The sequence below is a fragment of the Geobacillus sp. G4 genome (assembly GCF_040327975.1).
GTDB lineage: Bacteria > Bacillota > Bacilli > Bacillales > Anoxybacillaceae > Geobacillus > Geobacillus thermoleovorans.
Genome location: NZ_JBEPJY010000001.1, coordinates 292,545 through 311,785 on the forward strand (window position 1 = coordinate 292,545; position 19,241 = coordinate 311,785).

The 19,241-nt window shown below is 52.7% G+C and carries 22 protein-coding genes; 4 read left to right on the forward strand and 18 right to left on the reverse strand.

Annotated features, from left to right (window positions below; translation table 11 throughout):
• Nucleotides 1-58 precede the first annotated feature (58 nt).
• Nucleotides 59-1,294 (forward strand): sporulation integral membrane protein YlbJ, encoded by a 1,236-nt coding sequence (gene ylbJ, locus ABS784_RS01425; RefSeq protein ID WP_011230600.1) that lies wholly within the window; start codon nucleotides 59-61, stop codon nucleotides 1,292-1,294.
• Nucleotides 1,295-1,434: 140 nt separating this feature from the next.
• On the opposite strand, the gene coaD is transcribed toward ylbJ, so the two are convergent.
• Both coaD and rsmD read right to left on the reverse strand, forming a co-directional pair.
• Nucleotides 1,435-1,929: a pantetheine-phosphate adenylyltransferase gene (gene coaD / locus ABS784_RS01430; RefSeq protein ID WP_011230599.1), complete on the reverse strand. Its 495-nt coding sequence runs from the start codon at nucleotides 1,927-1,929 to the stop codon at nucleotides 1,435-1,437.
• Complete coding sequence (gene rsmD / locus ABS784_RS01435) at nucleotides 1,895-2,491, reverse strand: 16S rRNA (guanine(966)-N(2))-methyltransferase RsmD (protein ID WP_011230598.1); 597 nt, start codon at nucleotides 2,489-2,491, stop codon at nucleotides 1,895-1,897. The genes coaD and rsmD overlap by 35 nt, the downstream gene beginning before the upstream one ends.
• 395 nt (nucleotides 2,492-2,886) lie before the next feature.
• Between rsmD and ABS784_RS01440 the strand changes: the two genes are divergently transcribed.
• On the forward strand, nucleotides 2,887-3,276 hold the full coding sequence (locus ABS784_RS01440) for a DUF7147 family protein (protein ID WP_011230597.1): 390 nt from the start codon (nucleotides 2,887-2,889) through the stop codon (nucleotides 3,274-3,276).
• 59 nt (nucleotides 3,277-3,335) lie between these two features.
• Here ABS784_RS01440 and ABS784_RS01445 read toward each other — a convergent pair whose 3' ends face one another.
• The 7 genes from ABS784_RS01445 to ABS784_RS01475 form a co-directional block, all read right to left on the reverse strand.
• Nucleotides 3,336-3,605: a YlbG family protein gene (locus ABS784_RS01445; RefSeq protein ID WP_011230596.1), complete on the reverse strand. Its 270-nt coding sequence runs from the start codon at nucleotides 3,603-3,605 to the stop codon at nucleotides 3,336-3,338.
• 16 nt (nucleotides 3,606-3,621) lie between these two features.
• Complete coding sequence (locus tag ABS784_RS01450) at nucleotides 3,622-4,068, reverse strand: YlbF/YmcA family competence regulator (protein WP_011230595.1); 447 nt, start codon at nucleotides 4,066-4,068, stop codon at nucleotides 3,622-3,624.
• Between the two features lie 140 nt (nucleotides 4,069-4,208).
• Nucleotides 4,209-4,577 (reverse strand): hypothetical protein, encoded by a 369-nt coding sequence (locus ABS784_RS01455; protein ID WP_013145869.1) that lies wholly within the window; start codon nucleotides 4,575-4,577, stop codon nucleotides 4,209-4,211.
• Between the two features lie 40 nt (nucleotides 4,578-4,617).
• Nucleotides 4,618-4,851, reverse strand: a complete 234-nt coding sequence (locus ABS784_RS01460; protein ID WP_011230593.1) for a YlbE-like family protein — start codon at nucleotides 4,849-4,851, stop codon at nucleotides 4,618-4,620.
• A 12-nt stretch (nucleotides 4,852-4,863) separates the two neighbouring features.
• Entirely contained in the window at nucleotides 4,864-5,247 is a 384-nt protein-coding gene (locus ABS784_RS01465) for a YlbD family protein (protein WP_014195361.1), read from the reverse strand.
• Between the two features lie 80 nt (nucleotides 5,248-5,327).
• Entirely contained in the window at nucleotides 5,328-6,335 is a 1,008-nt protein-coding gene (locus tag ABS784_RS01470) for a CAP domain-containing protein (RefSeq protein WP_011230591.1), read from the reverse strand.
• Between the two features lie 123 nt (nucleotides 6,336-6,458).
• Nucleotides 6,459-6,884 (reverse strand): CBS domain-containing protein, encoded by a 426-nt coding sequence (locus ABS784_RS01475; RefSeq protein WP_023634054.1) that lies wholly within the window; start codon nucleotides 6,882-6,884, stop codon nucleotides 6,459-6,461.
• Nucleotides 6,885-7,059: 175 nt separating this feature from the next.
• Between ABS784_RS01475 and ABS784_RS01480 the strand changes: the two genes are divergently transcribed.
• Nucleotides 7,060-7,419 carry a YugN family protein gene (locus ABS784_RS01480; RefSeq protein ID WP_011230589.1) on the forward strand — a complete coding sequence of 120 codons (360 nt, stop codon included), beginning with the start codon at nucleotides 7,060-7,062 and terminating at the stop codon, nucleotides 7,417-7,419.
• A 26-nt stretch (nucleotides 7,420-7,445) separates the two neighbouring features.
• Here ABS784_RS01480 and ABS784_RS01485 read toward each other — a convergent pair whose 3' ends face one another.
• The 8 genes from ABS784_RS01485 to cyoE form a co-directional block, all read right to left on the reverse strand.
• Complete coding sequence (locus tag ABS784_RS01485; protein ID WP_011230588.1) at nucleotides 7,446-7,751, reverse strand: Asp23/Gls24 family envelope stress response protein; 306 nt, start codon at nucleotides 7,749-7,751, stop codon at nucleotides 7,446-7,448.
• A gap of 95 nt (nucleotides 7,752-7,846) precedes the next feature.
• Complete coding sequence (locus ABS784_RS01490) at nucleotides 7,847-8,302, reverse strand: DUF420 domain-containing protein (protein ID WP_011230587.1); 456 nt, start codon at nucleotides 8,300-8,302, stop codon at nucleotides 7,847-7,849.
• A gap of 48 nt (nucleotides 8,303-8,350) precedes the next feature.
• Nucleotides 8,351-9,253, reverse strand: coding sequence for a cytochrome c oxidase assembly factor CtaG (ctaG, locus tag ABS784_RS01495; RefSeq protein ID WP_011230586.1), 903 nt, complete (start codon nucleotides 9,251-9,253; stop codon nucleotides 8,351-8,353).
• 102 nt (nucleotides 9,254-9,355) lie between these two features.
• The gene (gene ctaF / locus ABS784_RS01500) at nucleotides 9,356-9,688 is read right to left on the reverse strand and encodes a cytochrome c oxidase subunit IVB (protein WP_011230585.1); all 333 of its coding nucleotides are present in this window, start codon (nucleotides 9,686-9,688) and stop codon (nucleotides 9,356-9,358) included.
• 4 nt (nucleotides 9,689-9,692) lie between these two features.
• Complete coding sequence (ctaE, locus tag ABS784_RS01505; RefSeq protein WP_011230584.1) at nucleotides 9,693-10,313, reverse strand: cytochrome c oxidase subunit III; 621 nt, start codon at nucleotides 10,311-10,313, stop codon at nucleotides 9,693-9,695.
• Complete coding sequence (ctaD, locus tag ABS784_RS01510) at nucleotides 10,313-12,184, reverse strand: cytochrome c oxidase subunit I (RefSeq protein WP_352511209.1); 1,872 nt, start codon at nucleotides 12,182-12,184, stop codon at nucleotides 10,313-10,315. Before ctaD ends, ctaE begins: the two co-directional genes overlap by 1 nt.
• A 22-nt stretch (nucleotides 12,185-12,206) precedes the next feature.
• A complete protein-coding gene (coxB, locus tag ABS784_RS01515) occupies nucleotides 12,207-13,277 on the reverse strand; it encodes a cytochrome c oxidase subunit II (protein ID WP_318538712.1) in 1,071 nt (356 codons plus the stop codon).
• Between the two features lie 77 nt (nucleotides 13,278-13,354).
• The gene (gene cyoE / locus ABS784_RS01520) at nucleotides 13,355-14,284 is read right to left on the reverse strand and encodes a heme o synthase (RefSeq protein WP_131874101.1); all 930 of its coding nucleotides are present in this window, start codon (nucleotides 14,282-14,284) and stop codon (nucleotides 13,355-13,357) included.
• Between the two features lie 380 nt (nucleotides 14,285-14,664).
• Between cyoE and ABS784_RS01525 the strand changes: the two genes are divergently transcribed.
• Nucleotides 14,665-15,618 carry a COX15/CtaA family protein gene (locus ABS784_RS01525; RefSeq protein WP_011230580.1) on the forward strand — a complete coding sequence of 318 codons (954 nt, stop codon included), beginning with the start codon at nucleotides 14,665-14,667 and terminating at the stop codon, nucleotides 15,616-15,618.
• Nucleotides 15,619-15,783: 165 nt separating this feature from the next.
• Here ABS784_RS01525 and pyc read toward each other — a convergent pair whose 3' ends face one another.
• Complete coding sequence (gene pyc, locus ABS784_RS01530; protein WP_352511214.1) at nucleotides 15,784-19,227, reverse strand: pyruvate carboxylase; 3,444 nt, start codon at nucleotides 19,225-19,227, stop codon at nucleotides 15,784-15,786.
• Nucleotides 19,228-19,241 lie beyond the last annotated feature (14 nt).

Here is a 19,241-nt window from a genome sequence, read left to right on the forward strand (position 1 = left end):
TTAGGTTATATGAGGTTGTACTACAAGAAACCGCACGGCAAAAAAAGGGGGGGGAAAAGTGAAACAAAATTGGGGGGCGAAATGGAAAACCGTATTGCTCGCTTCCGCCGCCACCTTGTTTGCGTTTTCGCTCATTTGCTATCCAAAACAGTCGCTTGAAGCGTCCATTCGCGGTTTAAATATGTGGTGGGAGGTCGTCTTTCCATCGCTTTTGCCGTTTTTTATCGTCTCGGAGCTGCTCATCAGCTTCGGCGTCGTCAGCTTCCTTGGCGTCTTGCTCGAGCCGCTCATGCGCCCGTTGTTTCGCGTCCCGGGCGTCGGCGGATTCGCCTGGGCCATGGGAATGGCGTCCGGCTACCCGTCTGGAGCCAAGCTGACCGCCCGCCTGTACCAGGAAAAACAGCTGACGACGATTGAAGCCGAACGGCTCTCGTCGTTCACCAATTCATCCAACCCACTTTTTATTTTTGGAGCTGTATCAGCGGGATTTTTCAACAACCCGCAACTCGGCCTTGTGCTGGCCGTTTCCCACTATTTAGGAAACATTAGCGTTGGGCTGATCATGCGCTTTCACGGCATCCGAAAAGAACGGAGGCAATCGAAGCGGCAGCCACGCTCATTTTCGCTCCCGTATGCGCTGCGCACACTGCACCGCACGCGACTGAAAAACGAACAGCCGCTTGGCAAACTTCTTGGCGACGCCGTGCGCTCTTCTGTCCAAACACTGTTAATGATCGGCGGTTTTATTATTCTCTTTTCGGTTATGAATAAACTTCTGTATATGATGCATTTGACCGAACAGCTTGCCCCATTGCTGCGCCATCTGCTCCGCCTTGCCCAGCTGCCGGAGCAGCTTGACATCCCAGTGTTTTCCGGCTTGTTTGAAATTACACTCGGCAGCCAAATGATCAGTCAGACCGATGAGGCGATGCTGATGGAAAAAGCAGTGGCAACAAGCTTCGTCCTCGCTTTTGGCGGTTTTTCCGTCCAAGCGCAAGTCGCCAGCATTCTCGCCGAAGCGAACATCCGCTTTCAGCCGTTTTTCATCGCGCGCTTGCTGCACGGAGTGTTTGCCGCTTCCTTTACATACTTGCTTTGGAAACCGTTGTACATCAAAACAGCCGGCGGGATGCCGACCCACATCCCAGCGTTTCTTCACGCCGCAAAAGACAGCGCTTGGAATGAAGGCTGGCGGTTGCTGCAGCAATACGGGCCGCTCCTGACACTGTTGTTCCTTTGCCTTTATATATGGCTCGTCATCAAGGCGGTCAGTAAATCGCGCGGGCGCTCATAAGACGCTTGAGCGCCTAGATTTTTGGCAGCACCCAGCCATCGGGGCGGTTCGCGTCGCCTCGGCCATGAACCGCCCTTGACGGCAAAACTGGGCCAGCGCCGGCTGCAACGTTCGCTTAAGCAGGCTTCCATAAGGAAGCGTCAATCAGCGGCCGTGGACGCAAATTTCCGCTTCAGCGCCTGCTCAACAACCGGGGGCACGAGCTCGGAAATATCGCCGTTGTATTTCGCCACTTCTTTGACGATGCTCGAGCTTAAAAACGCATACTGGCTGTTCGTCATCATAAAAAACGTTTCAATGTTTTCATCAAGAACGCGGTTCATCGACGTAATTTGCATTTCGTATTCGAAATCGGACACAGCGCGCAAGCCGCGCAAAATGGCATTCGCTTTTTTGCTGCGGGCGTAATCAACAAGCAGGCCGTGAAACGCTTCGACATGGACGTTCGGAAGCGTCCGCGTCACCTCACGAAGCAACTCGATCCGCTCCTCGACAGTAAACAGCGGCTTTTTCGACGAGTTGTTCAACACCGCCACATACACTTGATCAAACACTTTCGCCCCTCGTTTAATAATATCCAAATGCCCGTACGTCACAGGGTCAAAGCTCCCGGGGCAAACCGCAATGCTCGCCATCGCTTCCATCCCCTTCCCATCTATAAATCGTCACACCGGTGATACCGTATGTTTCCCGCTTCCATCGTGTCAGGCCGCCGACCTCCTCCGGCAGCTCCGCCTCCGCCGAGTGTTCAGCGACGACGACGCCGTGCGGTTCCAGCAACTGACGCCCGGCGATCGACGACAGCAACGTCGGCCACTGTTTCTCTTTGTACGGCGGATCAAGGAAAATAACCGCAAAGCGGAGGCCGCGCTTCGCTACCGCCTTCAGCGCCCGCTCGGCGTCGTTGCAGTAAATTTCCGCCCGCTTCTCAAGCCCGCAGGCCGCCACGTTTTTTCGGACCGTCTGCACCGCTTTCCTGTCTTGATCGACGAAAATGACGCGCTCGATTCCTCGGCTGAGCGCCTCGATGCCCAAGCCGCCGCTGCCAGCAAACAAATCAAGACCGTTGCCGCCTGAGAAATATGGCCCGATCATATTAAATATCGCTTCTTTGACTTTATCGGTCGTCGGCCGCGTCGACATCCCTGGAACCGCTTGCAGACGCCGTCCTTTGCATGTCCCGGAAATGACTCTCATCGCCTTCACCCAATTCACCGTTTCAAGGTGGCCTTGTCATCCATTTGATTCGTTGTTTTCATGGTAATCTTACCATAAAGTTGATGATCGTCAAACTACGGAATTTTTTCGCCATTCATGTATAGAAATCGGCAAACGGTCCATAATGAGTAATGGCAACACGCTTGACGCGTTGTTGCCAGTGACGGAGAAGACTTACGTTTCCCCATAAGTTCTTCCTCCGGTTTCTCCTCTCCCTTTTCTTTATTCTTTCCGATCCTTGTTCCGCCCTGCGCGGAGGCAAGGAACTGGAAAGGGCCTTGCGGGTTCATTTCCGCAAGGTTTTTTTTGATTGCAATTCGCGAGGATGGCCGGTAAAGTTAAGGGTGGACGATGCTTGCAAGGGGGAACGATTCATGATCCAACGATTTATCGAACTTGGCGAAGGATATTCCGATATATATGAGCTGATTGCATTGGCGAAGGCCAACCGCCATCGTTTGTCCGGATTCTTTGTCTTTCATACGGTGAAAAAAGGCCAGGCGGTCGTCTCCTTGGCCGTTGTCCTTCATCCGACGGATCCCGGCGATTTCCAACCACTTTACATTTGCCGTGAAGGCATTCCCGATCCGTCCGTCAAGCCAAACAAACGGTACGAACTATTTATGGAAACCGCAAAGGAACTGGGCATGGACGTCATTCACCTTGATGTTAAGCCATCGACGATGTTCGCTGAACCCGATTTATATTACCAACATTTGATCGGCATTATGCGGATGAATCGCTTCATCCCGCCGCTGCAGTAAACAAAGAAACAGCGGGTCGAAAAGCCGGTGCCGGCTTTTTTTCGACCCGCTGTTTTCCTTCATCCAAGCGGATACGGGGAGTCTTTTTCCTTCTCCCCTTTCGATTCAAATTCCAGTTTTAAAAATGGGCGGTACGACGGCTCGACCCGCTTGACGAACGGAAGCGAGGCGAGCTTTTTCATTACATGGTCGACTTGCTCCATATCACAATACAGAACAGCATACTTCAGCCGTTTGGAAATGTAATGAATGTTGCCGAACTTGCGCAACTGTTTCCCATATTTCAGCGAATGAAGCCAAACGATAATCCCTTGCCGTTTTGGAAACATAGTCCCTTCCCCTTTTTTATGTGCGGCAGCCGCAGCTTCCGCCCGCCCCGCAGCCACCGGAACAGCCCGCCGACAAAAAGTACGGATTTCCGGTCGGCACTTTCACATGTTCGGACACCGCTTTGCCGATCAGCACGCTGATCTCATCAAGCAACTCTTGCATCGCCTTCTCCGCCTCCTTAAAGGCGGCGACCGTCTCATGCAAATCGAGCTCCCGCTTCGCTTCGCGCACTTCTTTCATCACGTCGCGGTAATCAGGATGGTATTTTCCGAAGCGCTGCACTTCTTCGTAGCGCTCCTTCAGCTTGACAAAGCGAGCGATCAGCTGCTGGGCGCGGCGGTCTTGCTTCAGCCGCCAAAAGGCGCGGCGGTATTCGTCCGCCACGTCCGACTCGACAATCATTTTGGCCAACGCTTCTGCTTTATCTAAAATCTCGATGCGCTCGAGAGTCGCAATCTTCACCAAATGGCACCTCCATTATCCATCATACCATGAACGAAAAGAAAATGAAAAGGAAAGAGATAGCAAAGAAGCAAACAAAAAAGGCGATCCAGACTGTGCCGAATCGCCTCTGTTCGCCTTTTAAACGATCGTCGTCATCTCTATCGGATGGCGACGTCAAATTCGTGCGTCATGCCGGTTGCTTTCCCATCATTGTAGACGAGCTCAAGACGGATGGTATGTTTCCCGCTCGGCAAACCGCGCACGATAAAGGCGGCCGTGTATACTTCCGTCATTTTTTGCCCGTTGACATAGACATTAATGTGTCCGCCGCCGCTCCCTTTGCGGAACGGAAAGTGGACGGCAACACATTCAATGAATACGTCGCTTCCTTTCACTTCATGCTTCACCTGAAGCGGACCGCCCACTGCTTCGGCGTGAGCGGAGGACGACGGCGCCGGCTCAAAGAAGGCATACGCCGCAAGCAATATGACAACCGCAAACCATGCAAACCACTTTGGCAAAGACATCACTCCCTTTCGAAACTAGTCTTTGCCATTGGCCGCCCGATTAGTCGCGCATGGCTTTAAACATTTGCCACATAAGCGACGCCATTTGCAACGATTGGGAGATTCTTTCCACTTTGTCAGGGATCGTCAGCTCATAGTGGCGCAAGGCGGCCAATTGGAACGTCGACAGTTCATGCGGACGGCGGGCAAGGAGCCGGTACCAGCGCGGCTGTTCGCGCAAAAACGCGCGCAACATCGGTGTTCCTTGCACATATTGCCATACATCTTTCCTCATCGCCACCACCCTTTAATCTTTGCGGAACGAAAACGGATGCGCTTCTTTGTTTCTTTGTTCTTGACCGGCCCCTTGAAATTCGGAAAGAATGCTTTGGATCGCCGCGATCGCCTGCTGGACGTTCGCCAAATGTTTTTGCACATCGGCTGCATCGATCTGTCCAAGCATAGACGCGAGCTTATCGAGCCATTTGTTCGTTCCTTTTTCCTCCTCTTTTGCCGCACCGTTTGTTTCCCGATACGGCTCCCATATGTCATCGTCTTCCCCGAACAAATACCAATCCTCATACACTTGTTTCCACGTCTTTTTGCCACTGCGCACCTCTTGGATGATTTTTGGATGTTTTTTCACAAACTGTTTAAACTGTTCAACGGAAGGATGCAGAGGCTTGACCATGGCGGTTCTCATCCCTTTCGTCCACTCATGCCTATCTGCCATATCATATCGCATCCAACAAAGAGAGGTGCGCCCAATTTTTAGAGCGGCGTAAAGAAGTTTTGCGTATAGTAATCGGCGTAGACGCCAACGCCCAAGCGGGTGAACTCTTCGTTCAACATAATTTTCCGATGGTTTTGGCTGTTCAGCCATCCGATGGTCGCCTCAACGCCATCGACTTGATGGGCGGCGATATTTTCCCCGGCAAGCTGGAACGGAATGTGAAGCGCGCCAAGCCGCCTCGATAAATCGCCATACTGCGGCGACTCGTGGGAGAAAAACTGGTGATCATGCATATCTCGGCTATGTTTTTCCGCAGCGGCAGCGGCCTTGTCATCCCACATGAGAGAGGAAAGCCCATGGCGACGGCGGATCAAATTCGTCCAGTCAAAAATTTGCTTCGCGTTGGCCGCATCAACAGCCTGTCGCTTTTCTTCCGACAGCGGCGCGGCCGCCGGCAGGCTGCCGCGGTAAACGAGCTCGTACGGCCGCAACTTGACGAACGTTTCTGCATCCATCAGGCGGATCGCCGCCACCTCGCCGGTAAAGCGGTCAACATACAGCTGAGCGTAGACGCTGCCAACTTTGACAACCGGCCTTGATGAGTAATCTTGTTCAGACAGCTCAAACCGGTATGTCCCGTTGCCTAGCTTAATCTCAATGTTCGATAGCACCGGCATCGTTTGAAAAATCGTCTGCAACCGCTGGCCGACCGCAAACGGTTCAACGTTCACCTTCTCTCCGCCGACAAGGGCGGTGACGACGCGACCGCGCAAGATGCCAATCTGCACGTACGACTCGGGTCGACGGCTGTACACCCACCAGTCATATCCGTAAGCTGACGGGTCGATTCGGTCTGGGGCGCCAAACAGTTTTTTCGCCTCTTGCGCCGATTGCCCGATCAACGCAACGATGCCGGCCGTCGCCTTCGGCTCTTTCAACATGTATCGATTCGTCTCTGGCTGCTCCGGGGGGCTCGGGGGCGGCGGACTCGGCACAAAATAATACAATCCAATCAAGAAAAACAAAAAAAGGAAAAACCATTTCACACGGCAACTCCCGCTTTCTGCGCAATCTCCTTATTGCCATTATAGCCGTTTTTTAGAGGCAAAAAAAAGAGGACACCCAAAAAGAGCGCTCCTCCTCGAAAGAAGCCGTGTCCGTTGCATTTGTCAATGGATGGCGTCTTGTTCGGAAATCTCGCTTAACGCACGACCCGCGCGTTCATCAGAATAGCGGTTCGTCGCCAAATCGCCGAGCGAGATGATGCCGACCAAACGCCCGTTTTCTACGACCGGGAGGCGGCGAATTTGGTGACGTGCCATCATATCTGCTGCCTTTTGCACCGAATCGTCCGGAGAAAGCGTGACGAGATCGCGGCTCATCACTTCCGTCACCGCAGTCGAACCAGGACGTTTTTCAGCCATGCCGCGCACGACAATATCGCGGTCGGTAATCATTCCGACAAGGCGGCCGTCATCGACAATCGGAATCGCCCCGACGTTGAAATCGCGCATTTTTACCGCCGCTTCGTAGAGATTGTCAAGGGGGGTGCAATATTGCACATCCGTTGACATGACGTCCCGTACCGTTTGCATTCTTCGTCTCTCCTTTCTACCCGTATTGTGCGCCGGATCACACAAAAAAATGCGAGCGAAACGGAAACAACGGCAAACAATTCGTTGAAAAGCAAACCGTTTTCGTACTATTATAAATGAGGGGATGATTTCCTGTTTGGCGCTTTTACATACTGTGTTGTTAGGAGGAAGAAGGATGAAGTTTGAAAATACCGGACTGGAAAATCAGACGGTCGAACTATCCCGCCTTGATGACATTATGGAGCGCCTCGGCTTTGTACGCGCGGCGCAATGGGATTATGAACGGGTCACATACGACCGGAAATACGTCGTGAAAGAAGGCACCTACTATTTGCGCGTTCAAGGATACGCCATTGAGGGAAACGTCGATTCGCGCTATGCACTCATTAAGCTGCTCACGCCGATTTTAGGGAAACATTACTATCCACACGGCGTCGAATACGGCGATGATGAGCATTTTCCGTCCTCTCTTGTCAGCCAATGCCAAAACGTGTTGGCGCAGGTCAAAAGCGAGCTTGAAAAAATCAAAGAATAATCAAAAAACGCATGAGAGCGCGGTTCTCATGCGTTTTTTTCCGGCATGACAAGCCGTTTGACAACAATGTCGACCGCCTCGGCGACATATGGCGTCATCGCGGCGATCTCCTCGGCAATATGCTGTTGCAGCTGGCGGCAAACTTCCATCACCGGCGCCCCATATCGAATGGACATCTTTACCGTGACGCGGCACCGCCCGCCTTGAGCAACGGTGATGAACACCTCACAATCGTCAAGGGCGACCTCCGTCTGGCCGCGCACACACATCATGACAATTGTCAATAGCGTCGCCTCTACGGCGCTCCGTTTCCGATAGCGAAACGTGTTCACCGCCTTCCCCCCCCCGCTGCACAAAATCACGTCTATACAGGCGTGTTGTATTCTATGCTATGCAACCGCCGCTGCCCTTGCTCCTTGCCCGCCGGTTAAAAACCGAGCACCGCCTTGATGAGCGACGTCGTTTGGCCCCCTGGATAGAGGACATAAAGCAGCCAATAGACGACGACCCCGGTTGAGGCGCTGCCAAACCAAATGATGCTGGTGATCGGCCCAAGCCGACGATGGCGGGCCCTCTTGTCTTTCAATCCCGTCCAAATCGTGACAAGGCCAAATACGGCGCCAACTGTCGCCAGCACAATATGGAAAATAAGAAACAGCGTATAGTACACTTTGACGTTCTCCGGCCCGCCAAAGCTCGTATTGCCGATAAACAACGTCCGCGACATGTAAATGGTGAAAAACAGCAAAGCAAACACCGCTGCCGTCAGCATCACCTTTTTATGCGCTTCGATCCGCCTGCGGCTGATCAAATACCACCCATAAGCAACAAGCAAAGCGCTGATCACGATGCAGCTCGTGCTGATTGTCGGTAAAACGGCCATCGCTTCTCTCCCTTTCTTCTTTGTTCATCGTTGGCGGCCAACCGCGCTTTACAGTTTGGTCGGCCGCGGCTCCATATCCATGCTTGGCTCTTTCTCCCGCTCCTTCCGATACCATTCGGTGAAGATGAAGAACAGCATCGTCCCGTACACGATTTCCTGGATGATTTTCATCAACACTCCGCCGAGCTGCTGATCATGGAGCGGCGACATCGATAAAAACATTTGCGGCCCGGTCAAATCAAGCGAAGCCAGCGTCCCTTGAGGAACGCATAGAGCCAGCGCGGCCATCCATGCTTTCGGGTCAGTATACGTCGCATAAAGCGGCGTATCGGTAAAAATGATGAGCGCGCAAGCCGGGGTCAACAGCATGCCGTCAGCGAAAATGTAACCCATTTTTTTTAGGCCGGACAACGTTTGCCAATCGGGCAGCTTGTTGACAAGCGGCCACCACATGCAAAACGCGGCAACGAAAATGACCGAGGTAACAAACGCATGCAGCCACATATTCATTTTCACAGCGTCAAAAATGAATGGAACGTGATAAAGCGAAAACAAGCCGTTAAACAGCAGCAACGCCACAATTGGCTTTGTCAACAGCCGAAACACGCGGCGCACTGCTGTGATGCGGAATGCGCGCTCATAAAGCGGCGCCGGAATGCCTAAAATAAAACATTGCGGCACGATCAAATACAGCACTGCCATTTGCACCATATGGGCGGTGAACGTCAAATGGCCCATCAAATCCAACGGAGACCCTTTGCATATATAAAGAAGCGCAATCCCGGTCAAAAAATACGCTTTCTGCTTCTCCGAAACGGCATCACCGAGGCCGAAACGCTGCCGCCATGGCCCGGTGATCCCAATGTACAGCAACGCAACCGCCGCTAACATAAGCAAAAAAAACGGACTCCAAAGGGCAACGGGGCCAAACATTTGCAGCGATTGAAACATACGAATCCCCTCCTGATTTGTCCTTTCCCATTATACTATACGACGCCGCGCCAAGGCTATTGAAAAAGGGGAAACCGGTGCAAAAACCGATTCCCCCTTTTCTTACCACCAAACGACTGTTGTAAACGCCCAAACAAGTAGAAGCATAACCGCCACACCGCCGTAAATAAACATCGCCGGGAATTCGTGGCCTTTATGGCTCATGTGCATGAAATAATACAGCTGAAATGCGACCTGCACGGCGGCTAAAAGCAAAATAAACGGAACGACAAACCAATGGGAAAACTCTTCGTAACCAACGGCGGCGAAGGCAATGAGCGTCAACAAAATCATCAAAACGAATGCAATCATTTGATGGCGCATTTCTTCCGCATTTTTCCGGCGGCGATACGCTAAGTCGATGCGCTCATTTCCTGAATTCGTTTGGTTCGCCATACGTTCACCCCACCATTCCCATCAAGTATACAACGGTAAAAATGAACACCCAGACAACATCGATGAAGTGCCAATAAAGGCTCGCGACGTAAAACTTCGGGGCGTTGTATAAATTCAACCCACGCTTAGCGTTGCGAATCATGAGCGTCAAAATCCAAAGCAACCCGAACGCGACGTGGCTTCCGTGCGTGCCAACGAGCGTGTAGAACGCTGAAGCGAAAGCGCTGGTCGTAAACTTATGGCCTTCATGCACATATTCATTGAACTCGTAAATTTCCAAGCCCAAAAAGCCGGCGCCAAGCAAAACGGTAATGCCAAACCAGAGCTGCATCTTTTTAAAGTCAAAGTTTTTCATATGATAAATGGCATACACGCTCGTCAAGCTGCTGGTTAGCAGCAGCATCGTCGCCATGAACACGACCGGCATTTGGAACAGTTCTTCCGCCGAAGGGCCGCCGTTCGTTTTATCTTTGAGCGCCAAATAGGTGGCGAAGAGAGAGGCGAACAGCACCGTCTCTCCGCCTAAAAAGAGCCAGAAGCCAAGAAACTTATTTTTCCCCTCAAGGGTGGCGCGTTCCGGCGCGGCCGGAAACGTCTCGGCCGTCAATTTTTCCTCTGCATGCATCAGGCGTTCGCCCCCTTCTTCTCAAGTTCAAGCACTTCTTCTTTATGGATGTGGAAGCCGTGATCATCGATCACCGAGCGCAAGAACATCGAACCGAGCGTAATGAGCAGGCCAAGAATGCCGACCGGCAAGCCCCATCCAGCATCGTTATGATACGTAAAGCCGAAGGCGGCGACAAACAGACCGAACGCAATGACAAACGGCAGGAACGACGAATTCGGCATATGGATGTCGCCAAGCGGTTCGGCTGGCGTCAATTCGTTTTTGCCTTCCATTTTTTCGAGCCAGAAAGCGTCCAGCCCGCGGACGAGCGGCAGTTGGGCAAAATTGTACACCGGCGGCGGCGAAGCGATCGCCCATTCGAGCGTGCGGCCGTCGCCCCACGCATCGCCCGCCACTTTTTCTCCTTTTGCGGTTGTAATCACGATGTTAATGAGCAAAATGACCGTGGCGGCCGCCATAAAGAACGCGCCGATCGTACTGATCAAGTTGCCAGTCTCCCATCCTTGATGCGGCAAATACGTAAACACGCGCCGCGGCATCCCTGTCAAACCAAGGAAGTGCTGAATAAAGAACGTTAAATGGAACCCGATAAAGAACAGCCAGAACGTAATTTTGCCGAGCGTTTCATTCAGCATGCGGCCAAACATTTTCGGCCACCAATAATGCGTGCCGGCAAGCAAAGCGAACACAACCCCGCCGACGATGACGTAATGGAAGTGCGCAACGACGAAATAGCTGTCATGGTATTGATAGTCCGCCGCCGCCGACGCCAACATAACCCCGGTCACCCCGCCCATGACGAACGACGGGATGAAGGCGACGGCATAATGCATCGGCGTTGTGAATTTGATGCTTCCGCCCCACATCGTAAACAGCCAGTTGAAAATTTTGACTCCTGTCGGAACGGCGATCGTCATCGTCGCGACGGCAAAGATGGCGTTCGCAATCGGCCCCATCCCGACCGTGAACATATGGTGCGCCCATACCATGAACCCTAAGAAAGCAATAAGCACCGTCGCAAACACCATTGACGAATAACCGAATAGGCGTTTGCGCGAGAACGTCGCGAAAATTTCCGAGAAAATGCCGAACGCCGGCAAGACAAGGATGTATACTTCCGGATGGCCGAACACCCAGAACAAGTGCTCCCAGATGATCGTATTGCCGCCGGCAGCTGGATTGTAGAAGTTGCCGCCAAACAATCGATCCATCATCATGAAAATCAAGCCGACCGTAAGCGGCGGAAACGCAAACAAGATGAGCGCCGACGTCACAAACGTCGCCCATGTGAACATCGGCATGCGCATAAACGTCATGCCCGGAGCGCGCATGTTGATGATCGTCACAAGAAAGTTAATGGCACCCATGATCGTTCCGAAGCCGGAAATTTGCAGCCCGAGCGTATAAAAGTCGATGCCATGATGCGCTTTTGAGTCAAGCGACAGCGACGCATACGACGTCCAACCAGCGTCCGGTGCGCCGCCTAAAAACCATGAACAGTTCAAAAACAAACCACCGAAGAAAAACATCCAGAATCCAAGAGCGTTCAAAAACGGGAACGCGACGTCGCGCGCGCCGATCTGCAGCGGCACGACTGCGTTCATAAAGGCGAAAACAAGCGGCATCGCAGCCAAGAAAATCATCGTCGTTCCATGCATCGTCAGCACTTCGTTATACAAGCCGCCGACAAGGAAATCGTTGTTCGGCTTGGCGAGCTGAATGCGGATGAACAACGCCTCGAGACCACCGAGCAGGAAGAAAAACCCGCCGGAAATCAAGTACAGATGGGCGATTTTTTTATGGTCGACCGTTGTCAAATAATCCCACAAAACGGCGCCAACACCCTTTTTGCGCGCGATTGTACTCACGGTGAAACCTCCTTCTCATGCTTTATTCCACTTTTAAGCTCATCAAATATTTCGCCAATGCGTCAATTTGCTCTTCCGTCAAGTGGCCATATGTACCCGCCATTTTATTTCCAGGCTTCACGCTGTTCGGGTCTCTCAGCCATTTTTTCAGATTTTCTTCGTTATGCTCCAAAATACCGGCGATTCGTTCGCGATCGCCAAAGTTCGCCAAGTTCGGCGCTGTGCGTGCCTGTTCCGGACGCTTGTCCACAGGCGTCACCGCATGGCAGCCAATACAGCTTTTATTGAAAATCGCTTCGCCTTCTTTGGCAACCGGATCGGTGACAACCGGTTTTTTCGCATTTTGCATCTTTTTCACCCAGGCGTCAAATTGGTCGCGCGGCAACGGCCGAACTTTAAAGTCCATCAGCGCATGGGACGGACCGCAAAGCTCCGCACATTTGCCGTAAAAGACGCCGCCGGCCTTATCGGTCGCTTTTTGATCAAAAACAAGCCAAAATTGGTTTTTGTTGTCGGTGTTCGTATCCATTTTGCCGCCGACCGCCGGAATCCAGAACGAATGTTTGACATCCGACGCAATCAAGTTGAAATACACTTTTTCATTCGTCGGCACGACCAAATCTTGGCTCGTGATAATGCCGTAATCCGGATATTCAAACTCCCACCAGTATTGGTTGGCGCGAACATTGACGACAACTGTATCCTTATCTCGTTTTTTGTCGTTCATCGCCTTGACATCGGCCAGTTTAAACGTGGTTGATACCGTCGGCACGGCCAAAATGAGCAAGAGGATGATCGGAATGACAGTCCAGATAATTTCCAGTTTATGGTTCCCTTCCACTTGCTTCGGGATTTTATTTTCTTCCCCCTTGCGCCGCCGGAAGCGGATGACAACGTAAACGAAGATGATCGCCACGACGACAATGACGAGCACCATGATCGATGTGCTCAACAACATGAGCGAATACTGCATGTCCGCTACTTCACCGGCGGGCTGGAGCGTCGATAAAAACGGTTTGCCGCAACCGGCGAGCAACAGCGCCATCATCCCGAACAGGGAAAATAAGCGCCAGTTACAGAGCCCCTTGTTCATAGCCTAATCAAACCCCTCTTTCTTTGATGGATAAATGTATATAAATTCTTTCACTAAAGAAAGAATTTTATCTTAATTCACCAAAGCGTCGCGATGATCATCGCCACGAACAAAATCGTCAAGTAATTGAGCGAATAGACGAACATCCACTTCGCCCATTTGATGTCATCTTTCATTTTCAAACCTGCCAATCCCAGCAGCAGCCAGCCGACATTGAGCAGCGTGGCCACGATTAAAAATGGAACGCCAAGCGAGAACAAGTAAAACGGCAACGGCAGCAAACATGCCACCCAAACGATGATTTGCCGCTTCGTCATGGCGAATCCATGGACGACCGGCAGCATCGGGATGCCGGCTGCACGGTATTCTTCGCATCGCTTCATCGCCAACGCCAAAAAGTGCGGCGGCTGCCATAAAAACATGATCAAAAACAAGATGAGCGGAACAATATGAAACTCCGGATCGACCGCCGTCCAGCCGATAACCGGCGGCACCGCGCCGGAAATGCTGCCGACAACGGTGTTGATCGTGTAATGGCGCTTCGTCCAAAGGGTGTATAAAAAGACGTACGTCGCCATACCGATCAATCCAACGACGGCAGCCGTAACCGTTGTCATAAGCAAGCTCATCTCGCCGATTGCGACAAGACCAATCCCAAGCCAAAGCACCCGCCGCGGATCCATCGTCCCGGTGACGGTCGGGCGTGCTTTCGTCCGCTCCATATATTGATCAATGTCGCGGTCAATGTAGTTGTTGATGGCGCATGAACCCGCGATGACAAGCGCTGCTCCAAACAGTGTGAAAAAGACAAGATGCAGGTTCTCCAAAAAGTGTTCCCCAGTAAAATAAAACGCCAGCCACATCCCGGCGAACGTCGTAATCAAATTGGAATTGACGATTCCGATTTTCACAACAGACGATAACTCTCTCCAAACTGCCTTGACGCTCACATGCGAGCGATGACCGGCATCGGCCGCATCCTGGTGCACCGCTTTCAATTCGGCCATGTCTCCTGTTCCTCCTCGCTGCGCCGCTCCTTGCCCGGCCGGCGCCGTGATGTTGCCTGAAATTCTTTCCAACGCCAAATAGCAAAAACGGGCTGTTTCCTCTTTATATTAAATCACATTTTTTCCTCATCATGTGAACTTTTTTTGAATAATTTGTGTCAAATTTTTGAATCCGTATGCCCCAAACGGTTCATTCGCTTGTCCCATTAATATTTCTAGCAAACTTAATCGACTTATTCAATATGCAAACGTCATTTTGTGTTTCCCGGCGCCATCGTGTAAAATAGACTTGGCTTAGCGACACGGTTGGCTGCAATAAAATCCATCACTTTACTAATATGGACAAAATCACAATTTCTCAATACAAGAAGGTGAAGATTTTGCAACGTTCACTGAAATGGTTTGCCTCGGCAACCACGTTGGCAATGTTGTTTGTTTTAATTGGCGGAGCGCTTGTGACCAAAACCGGCTCCGGCATGGGGTGCGGCCGATCATGGCCGCTGTGCAACGGCCAATGGGTGCCGGATCACATTACGCCTGAGCTCATCATCGAGCTGAGCCATCGACTCGTTTCCGGCCTTGCCGGCATCATGGTGCTCATCCTTTCCATCTGGGCATGGAGAGCCATTGGCCATGTGCAGGAGACGAAGTTTTTAGCGGTCATATCGTTTGTCTTTCTCGTCTTGCAAGGGCTGATCGGCGCCGCCGCGGTCGTGTGGGGGCAGTCCGATTTCGTCCTCGCCTTGCATTTCGGCATTTCGCTCATTTCGTTTGCCGCTGTGCTGCTATTGACGCTATTGATTTTTGAAATCGACAAAACGTTTTCCGCCGCTTCGCTTTCGCTTGACGGCAAAATGCGGTTTCATATTTACGGCATCACCATATACTCATACATCGTCGTCTACACCGGAGCGCTCGTGCGCCATACGAACGCCAGCCTCGCTTGTCCGAGCTGGCCGCTTTGCGCGAAAACGCGCCTCCTCCCGGTTCAGTTTCATGAATGGGTGCAGATGGGCCATCGATTGGCCGCTGCTGTCATCATCATTTGGATCGCCGCCGCCGCAATACATGCCGTCCGCCATTACCGCAGGCAGCCGGTCATCTACTACGGATGGCTCATCGCCCTTTTGCTCGTGCTCGCGCAAATGACGACTGGAGCGCTTGTCGTTTTTACGCAGCTGAATTTATACATTGCCTTGGCGCATGCCTTTTTCATTTCCTGCCTGTTCGGTGTGCTCAGCTATTTATTGCTTTTGGCGCTCCGCACCCGCCGCGCGCCGGTAAAAGCCGCCGACCATTCAGCTGGGGAAGCGGCGCCGGCGACGTTGAAATGACGTTCGTCGGTCAGCAAACCAAAAGGGGCTGACCCAAAAGGTTGTCTGCCTTCAAGATAGGCACAACCTATCGTGCAGCAGAAGCAGTCAGCACGTATATAGAGCAACGAAAGAGGGTATCCCGATCCTTTTGGGACACCCTCTTTTTGCGCGCGATGGACAGTTTCATTTGGACAGCTCAATTAGCAAATCCCCCGCTTGAATGGCATCGCCGCTTTTGACGTAAATATCTTTGACAATGCCGGCAAACGGCGCCTGCACCGTCGTTTCCATCTTCATCGCTTCCGTAACCATCAAATGGTCGCCTTTGTCAACTTTTTCCCCTTTCTCCACGAGCACTTTCACGACCGTGCCCGGCATCGTGGCGGCAATGTGGTTCGGATTCGTCCGATCGGCTTTGATGCGCTCAGCGACGGCCGCTTTGATGCTTTCATCGCGGATGATGACTTCGCGCGGCTGGCCGTTCAGCTCGAAGTAAACGACGCGCGTGCCGTCCGCCTGCGGCTGGCCGATCGACACGAGCTTGACGATCAGCGTTTTGCCGCGCTCGATCTCCACTTCGATCTCTTCGCCAAGGCGCATGCCATACAGGAACGTCGGCGTATCGAGCACTGAAATATCGCCGTATTTTTCCACCGTTTCGGCATATTCCAAAAACACTTTCGGATAAAGCGCATAGGCAATGGCGTCAAAGTCGGTCACTTCGCGGCCGAGCTTGTCATACAGCTCCCGCTTGATTTGCTCGAAATCAACCGGCTCAAGCAGCTCGCCCGGACGAACGGTGATCGGTTCGCGCCCTTTCAAAATAATGCGCTGCAGCTCTTTCGGGAACCCGCCGTGCGGCTGGCCTAAATAGCCTTCGAAAAACTCCACGACCGAGTCTGGGAAATTGAGCGTTTCGCCGCGTTCAAAAATGTCTTGCTCCGTCAAGTTGTTTTGCACCATGTAAAGCGCCATGTCGCCGACAACTTTCGATGATGGCGTCACTTTGACGATGTCGCCGAACAAGTCGTTGACGCGGCGGTACATTTCTTTCACTTCATCCCACCGATCGCCGAGGCCGACCGCTTTCGCCTGCTGCTGCAAGTTGCTGTACTGGCCGCCTGGCATCTCATGCATATATACTTCCGTATGCGGGGCGTTCATACCGCTTTCAAACTCCTGATAAAATTTGCGCACGTCTTCCCAATAGCGGGCCAACTGCTCCAAGCTGTAAATATCGACCTCCGGCGCCCGCTCCGTTCCTTCAAAGGCATAGTAGAGCGTATTGGCGCTCGGCTGCGACGTCAAGCCGGCCATCGAGCTGACGGCGACATCGACGATATCGACGCCGGCTTCGATCGCTTTGGCGTACGTGTAAATGCCGTTGCCGCTCGTGTCATGCGTATGCAAATGGATCGGAATGTCGACCGTTTCCTTGAGCGCGGAAATGAGCACGTACGCCGCCTGCGGCTTCAACAGGCCGGCCATATCCTTAATGCCTAAAATGTGCGCACCGGCTTGCTCGAGCTCTTTCGCCAAGGCTTTGTAATAATCCAAATTATACTTCGGCCGGTTCGGGTCCAAAATATCGCCTGTATAGCAAATAGCCGCCTCGGCGATTTTGCCGCTTTGCCGGACGGCATCGATCGCCACCGTCATCCCTTTCACCCAGTTTAGGCTATCGAAAATGCGGAACACATCAATGCCGGCTTGCGCCGATTTTTCAACGAACTCGCGGATGACGTTGTCGGGATAGTTTTTATACCCCACGGCGTTGGCCGAGCGAAGAAGCATCTGGAACAGCACGTTCGGGATGCGCTCGCGCAGCTTGAGCAGCCGGTCCCACGGATCTTCTTTCAAAAAGCGGTATGCCACATCAAACGTCGCCCCGCCCCACATCTCAAGCGAGAATAAGTTGGGCAGCAAACGCGCCGTCGGCTCAGCGATCCGCAACAAGTCGATCGTGCGGACGCGGGTCGCCAACAACGACTGATGAGCGTCACGGAACGTCGTATCGGTCAAGAGCACGCGCGGCTGCTCCTGGATCCAGCGAACAAGCCCTTCAGGTCCGCGTTCATCCAAAATTTGCTTCGTTCCCGCTGGGATCGGTTCCGTTTGGCTCACCTTCGGCACGCGCGGTTTGTCAAACACCGGCTTTTTCTTTTTGCCGATGCCAGGGAAGCCGTTGACCGTCACGGTGCCGATGTACGTAAGCATTTTCGTCCCGCGGTCTTTTCGGCGCGGGAATACAAACAATTCCGGCGTCGTATCGATAAATGACGTATCGTATTCCCCTGACAAAAATTTCGGATGCTGCACGACGTTTTCCAAAAACGGGATGTTCGTTTTAATGCCGCGGATGCGGAATTCGCGCAAGTTGCGCAACATTTTTCTTGCCGCCTGCTCAAACGTCAACGCCCATGTCGACACTTTCACGAGCAGCGAATCGTAATACGGCGTAATGACCGCCCCTTGGAAGCCATTGCCGGCGTCCAAGCGCACGCCAAAACCGCCGCCGGAACGGTACGCCATAATTTTTCCCGTATCCGGCATAAAGTTGTTGAGCGGGTCTTCCGTCGTCACCCGCGACTGAATGGCGTAGCCGTTGATGCGGATGTCCTCCTGCTTGGGAATGCCGACTTCCGGGCTGTGGAGCGAAAATCCGTCGGCGATTAAAATTTGCGACTGGACGATGTCAATCCCGGTGATCATTTCGGTGATCGTATGCTCAACTTGAATGCGCGGATTGACTTCGATGAAATAAAACTCATCCCCGGAGACGAGAAACTCAACCGTGCCAGCGTTGACGTAGCCGACGCTTCTCATGAGCCGGACCGCCGCCTCGCAAATGCGCTCGCGCAGCTCGTCCGACAACGAGACGCTCGGCGCGACTTCCACGACTTTTTGATGGCGGCGCTGCACCGAGCAGTCGCGTTCATAAAGGTGAACGATGTTTCCTTCGTGGTCGCCCAAAATTTGCACTTCAATATGCTTCGGCTTTTCAATCAGCTTTTCGACATAAACGTCATCGCTGCCAAACGCCGCTTTCGCTTCCGACTTAGCCCGCTCAAACGCTTCCTTCACTTCCGACTTTGAGCGGACGATGCGCATGCCCCGGCCGCCGCCGCCAAGCGCCGCTTTAATGATGATCGGGTATCCGTGCGTCTCGGCAAAGCGGACGACATCCTCAAGGCCGCCGACCGGTCCGTCGCTGCCCGGGATGACCGGAATGCCCGCCTTCATGGCCGCATGCCGCGCTTTCACTTTATCGCCGAACATATCCAAATGTTCTTCATTCGGGCCGATGAAAATAATCCCCTCTTCGCGGCACCGTTTGGCAAATTGAATGTTTTCCGACAAAAACCCATATCCCGGGTGGATGGCATCAACATCGTGGGCTTTGGCGATCTCAATGATGCCTTCGATGTCCAAGTACGCTTCGATCGGTTTTTTCCCTTCCCCGACTAAATACGCCTCATCCGCTTTGTAGCGGTGGTACGATCCGGCGTCTTCCTTCGAATAAATCGCCACGGTGCGGATATCAAGCTCCGTGCAGGCGCGGAAAACGCGAATGGCGATCTCTCCGCGGTTGGCTGCCAGCACTTTGCGAATTCGTCTTGTCCTCATTCTGTCCCTCCTCC

Bases quoted from the DNA above. Each gene is read 5' to 3' on its own strand.
- ABS784_RS01490 (WP_011230587.1), bottom strand. From the start codon at position 8,302: ATGGCCGTTTTACCGACAATCAGCACGAGCTGCATCGTGATCAGCGCT.
- ABS784_RS01445 (WP_011230596.1), bottom strand. From the start codon at position 3,605: ATGTTTCCAAAACGGCAAGGGATTATCGTTTGGCTTCATTCGCTGAAA.
- coaD (WP_011230599.1), bottom strand. From the start codon at position 1,929: ATGGCGAGCATTGCGGTTTGCCCCGGGAGCTTTGACCCTGTGACGTAC.
- pyc (WP_352511214.1), bottom strand. From the start codon at position 19,227: ATGAGGACAAGACGAATTCGCAAAGTGCTGGCAGCCAACCGCGGAGAG.
- ABS784_RS01465 (WP_014195361.1), bottom strand. From the start codon at position 5,247: ATGGTCAAGCCTCTGCATCCTTCCGTTGAACAGTTTAAACAGTTTGTG.
- coxB (WP_318538712.1), bottom strand. From the start codon at position 13,277: ATGAACAAGGGGCTCTGTAACTGGCGCTTATTTTCCCTGTTCGGGATG.
- ABS784_RS01455 (WP_013145869.1), bottom strand. From the start codon at position 4,577: ATGTCTTTGCCAAAGTGGTTTGCATGGTTTGCGGTTGTCATATTGCTT.
- ABS784_RS01480 (WP_011230589.1), top strand. From the start codon at position 7,060: ATGAAGTTTGAAAATACCGGACTGGAAAATCAGACGGTCGAACTATCC.
- cyoE (WP_131874101.1), bottom strand. From the start codon at position 14,284: ATGGCCGAATTGAAAGCGGTGCACCAGGATGCGGCCGATGCCGGTCAT.
- rsmD (WP_011230598.1), bottom strand. From the start codon at position 2,491: ATGAGAGTCATTTCCGGGACATGCAAAGGACGGCGTCTGCAAGCGGTT.
- ABS784_RS01440 (WP_011230597.1), top strand. From the start codon at position 2,887: ATGATCCAACGATTTATCGAACTTGGCGAAGGATATTCCGATATATAT.
- ABS784_RS01460 (WP_011230593.1), bottom strand. From the start codon at position 4,851: ATGAGGAAAGATGTATGGCAATATGTGCAAGGAACACCGATGTTGCGC.
- ABS784_RS01475 (WP_023634054.1), bottom strand. From the start codon at position 6,884: ATGCAAACGGTACGGGACGTCATGTCAACGGATGTGCAATATTGCACC.
- ctaG (WP_011230586.1), bottom strand. From the start codon at position 9,253: ATGTTTCAATCGCTGCAAATGTTTGGCCCCGTTGCCCTTTGGAGTCCG.
- ctaE (WP_011230584.1), bottom strand. From the start codon at position 10,313: ATGCATGCAGAGGAAAAATTGACGGCCGAGACGTTTCCGGCCGCGCCG.
- ctaF (WP_011230585.1), bottom strand. From the start codon at position 9,688: ATGGCGAACCAAACGAATTCAGGAAATGAGCGCATCGACTTAGCGTAT.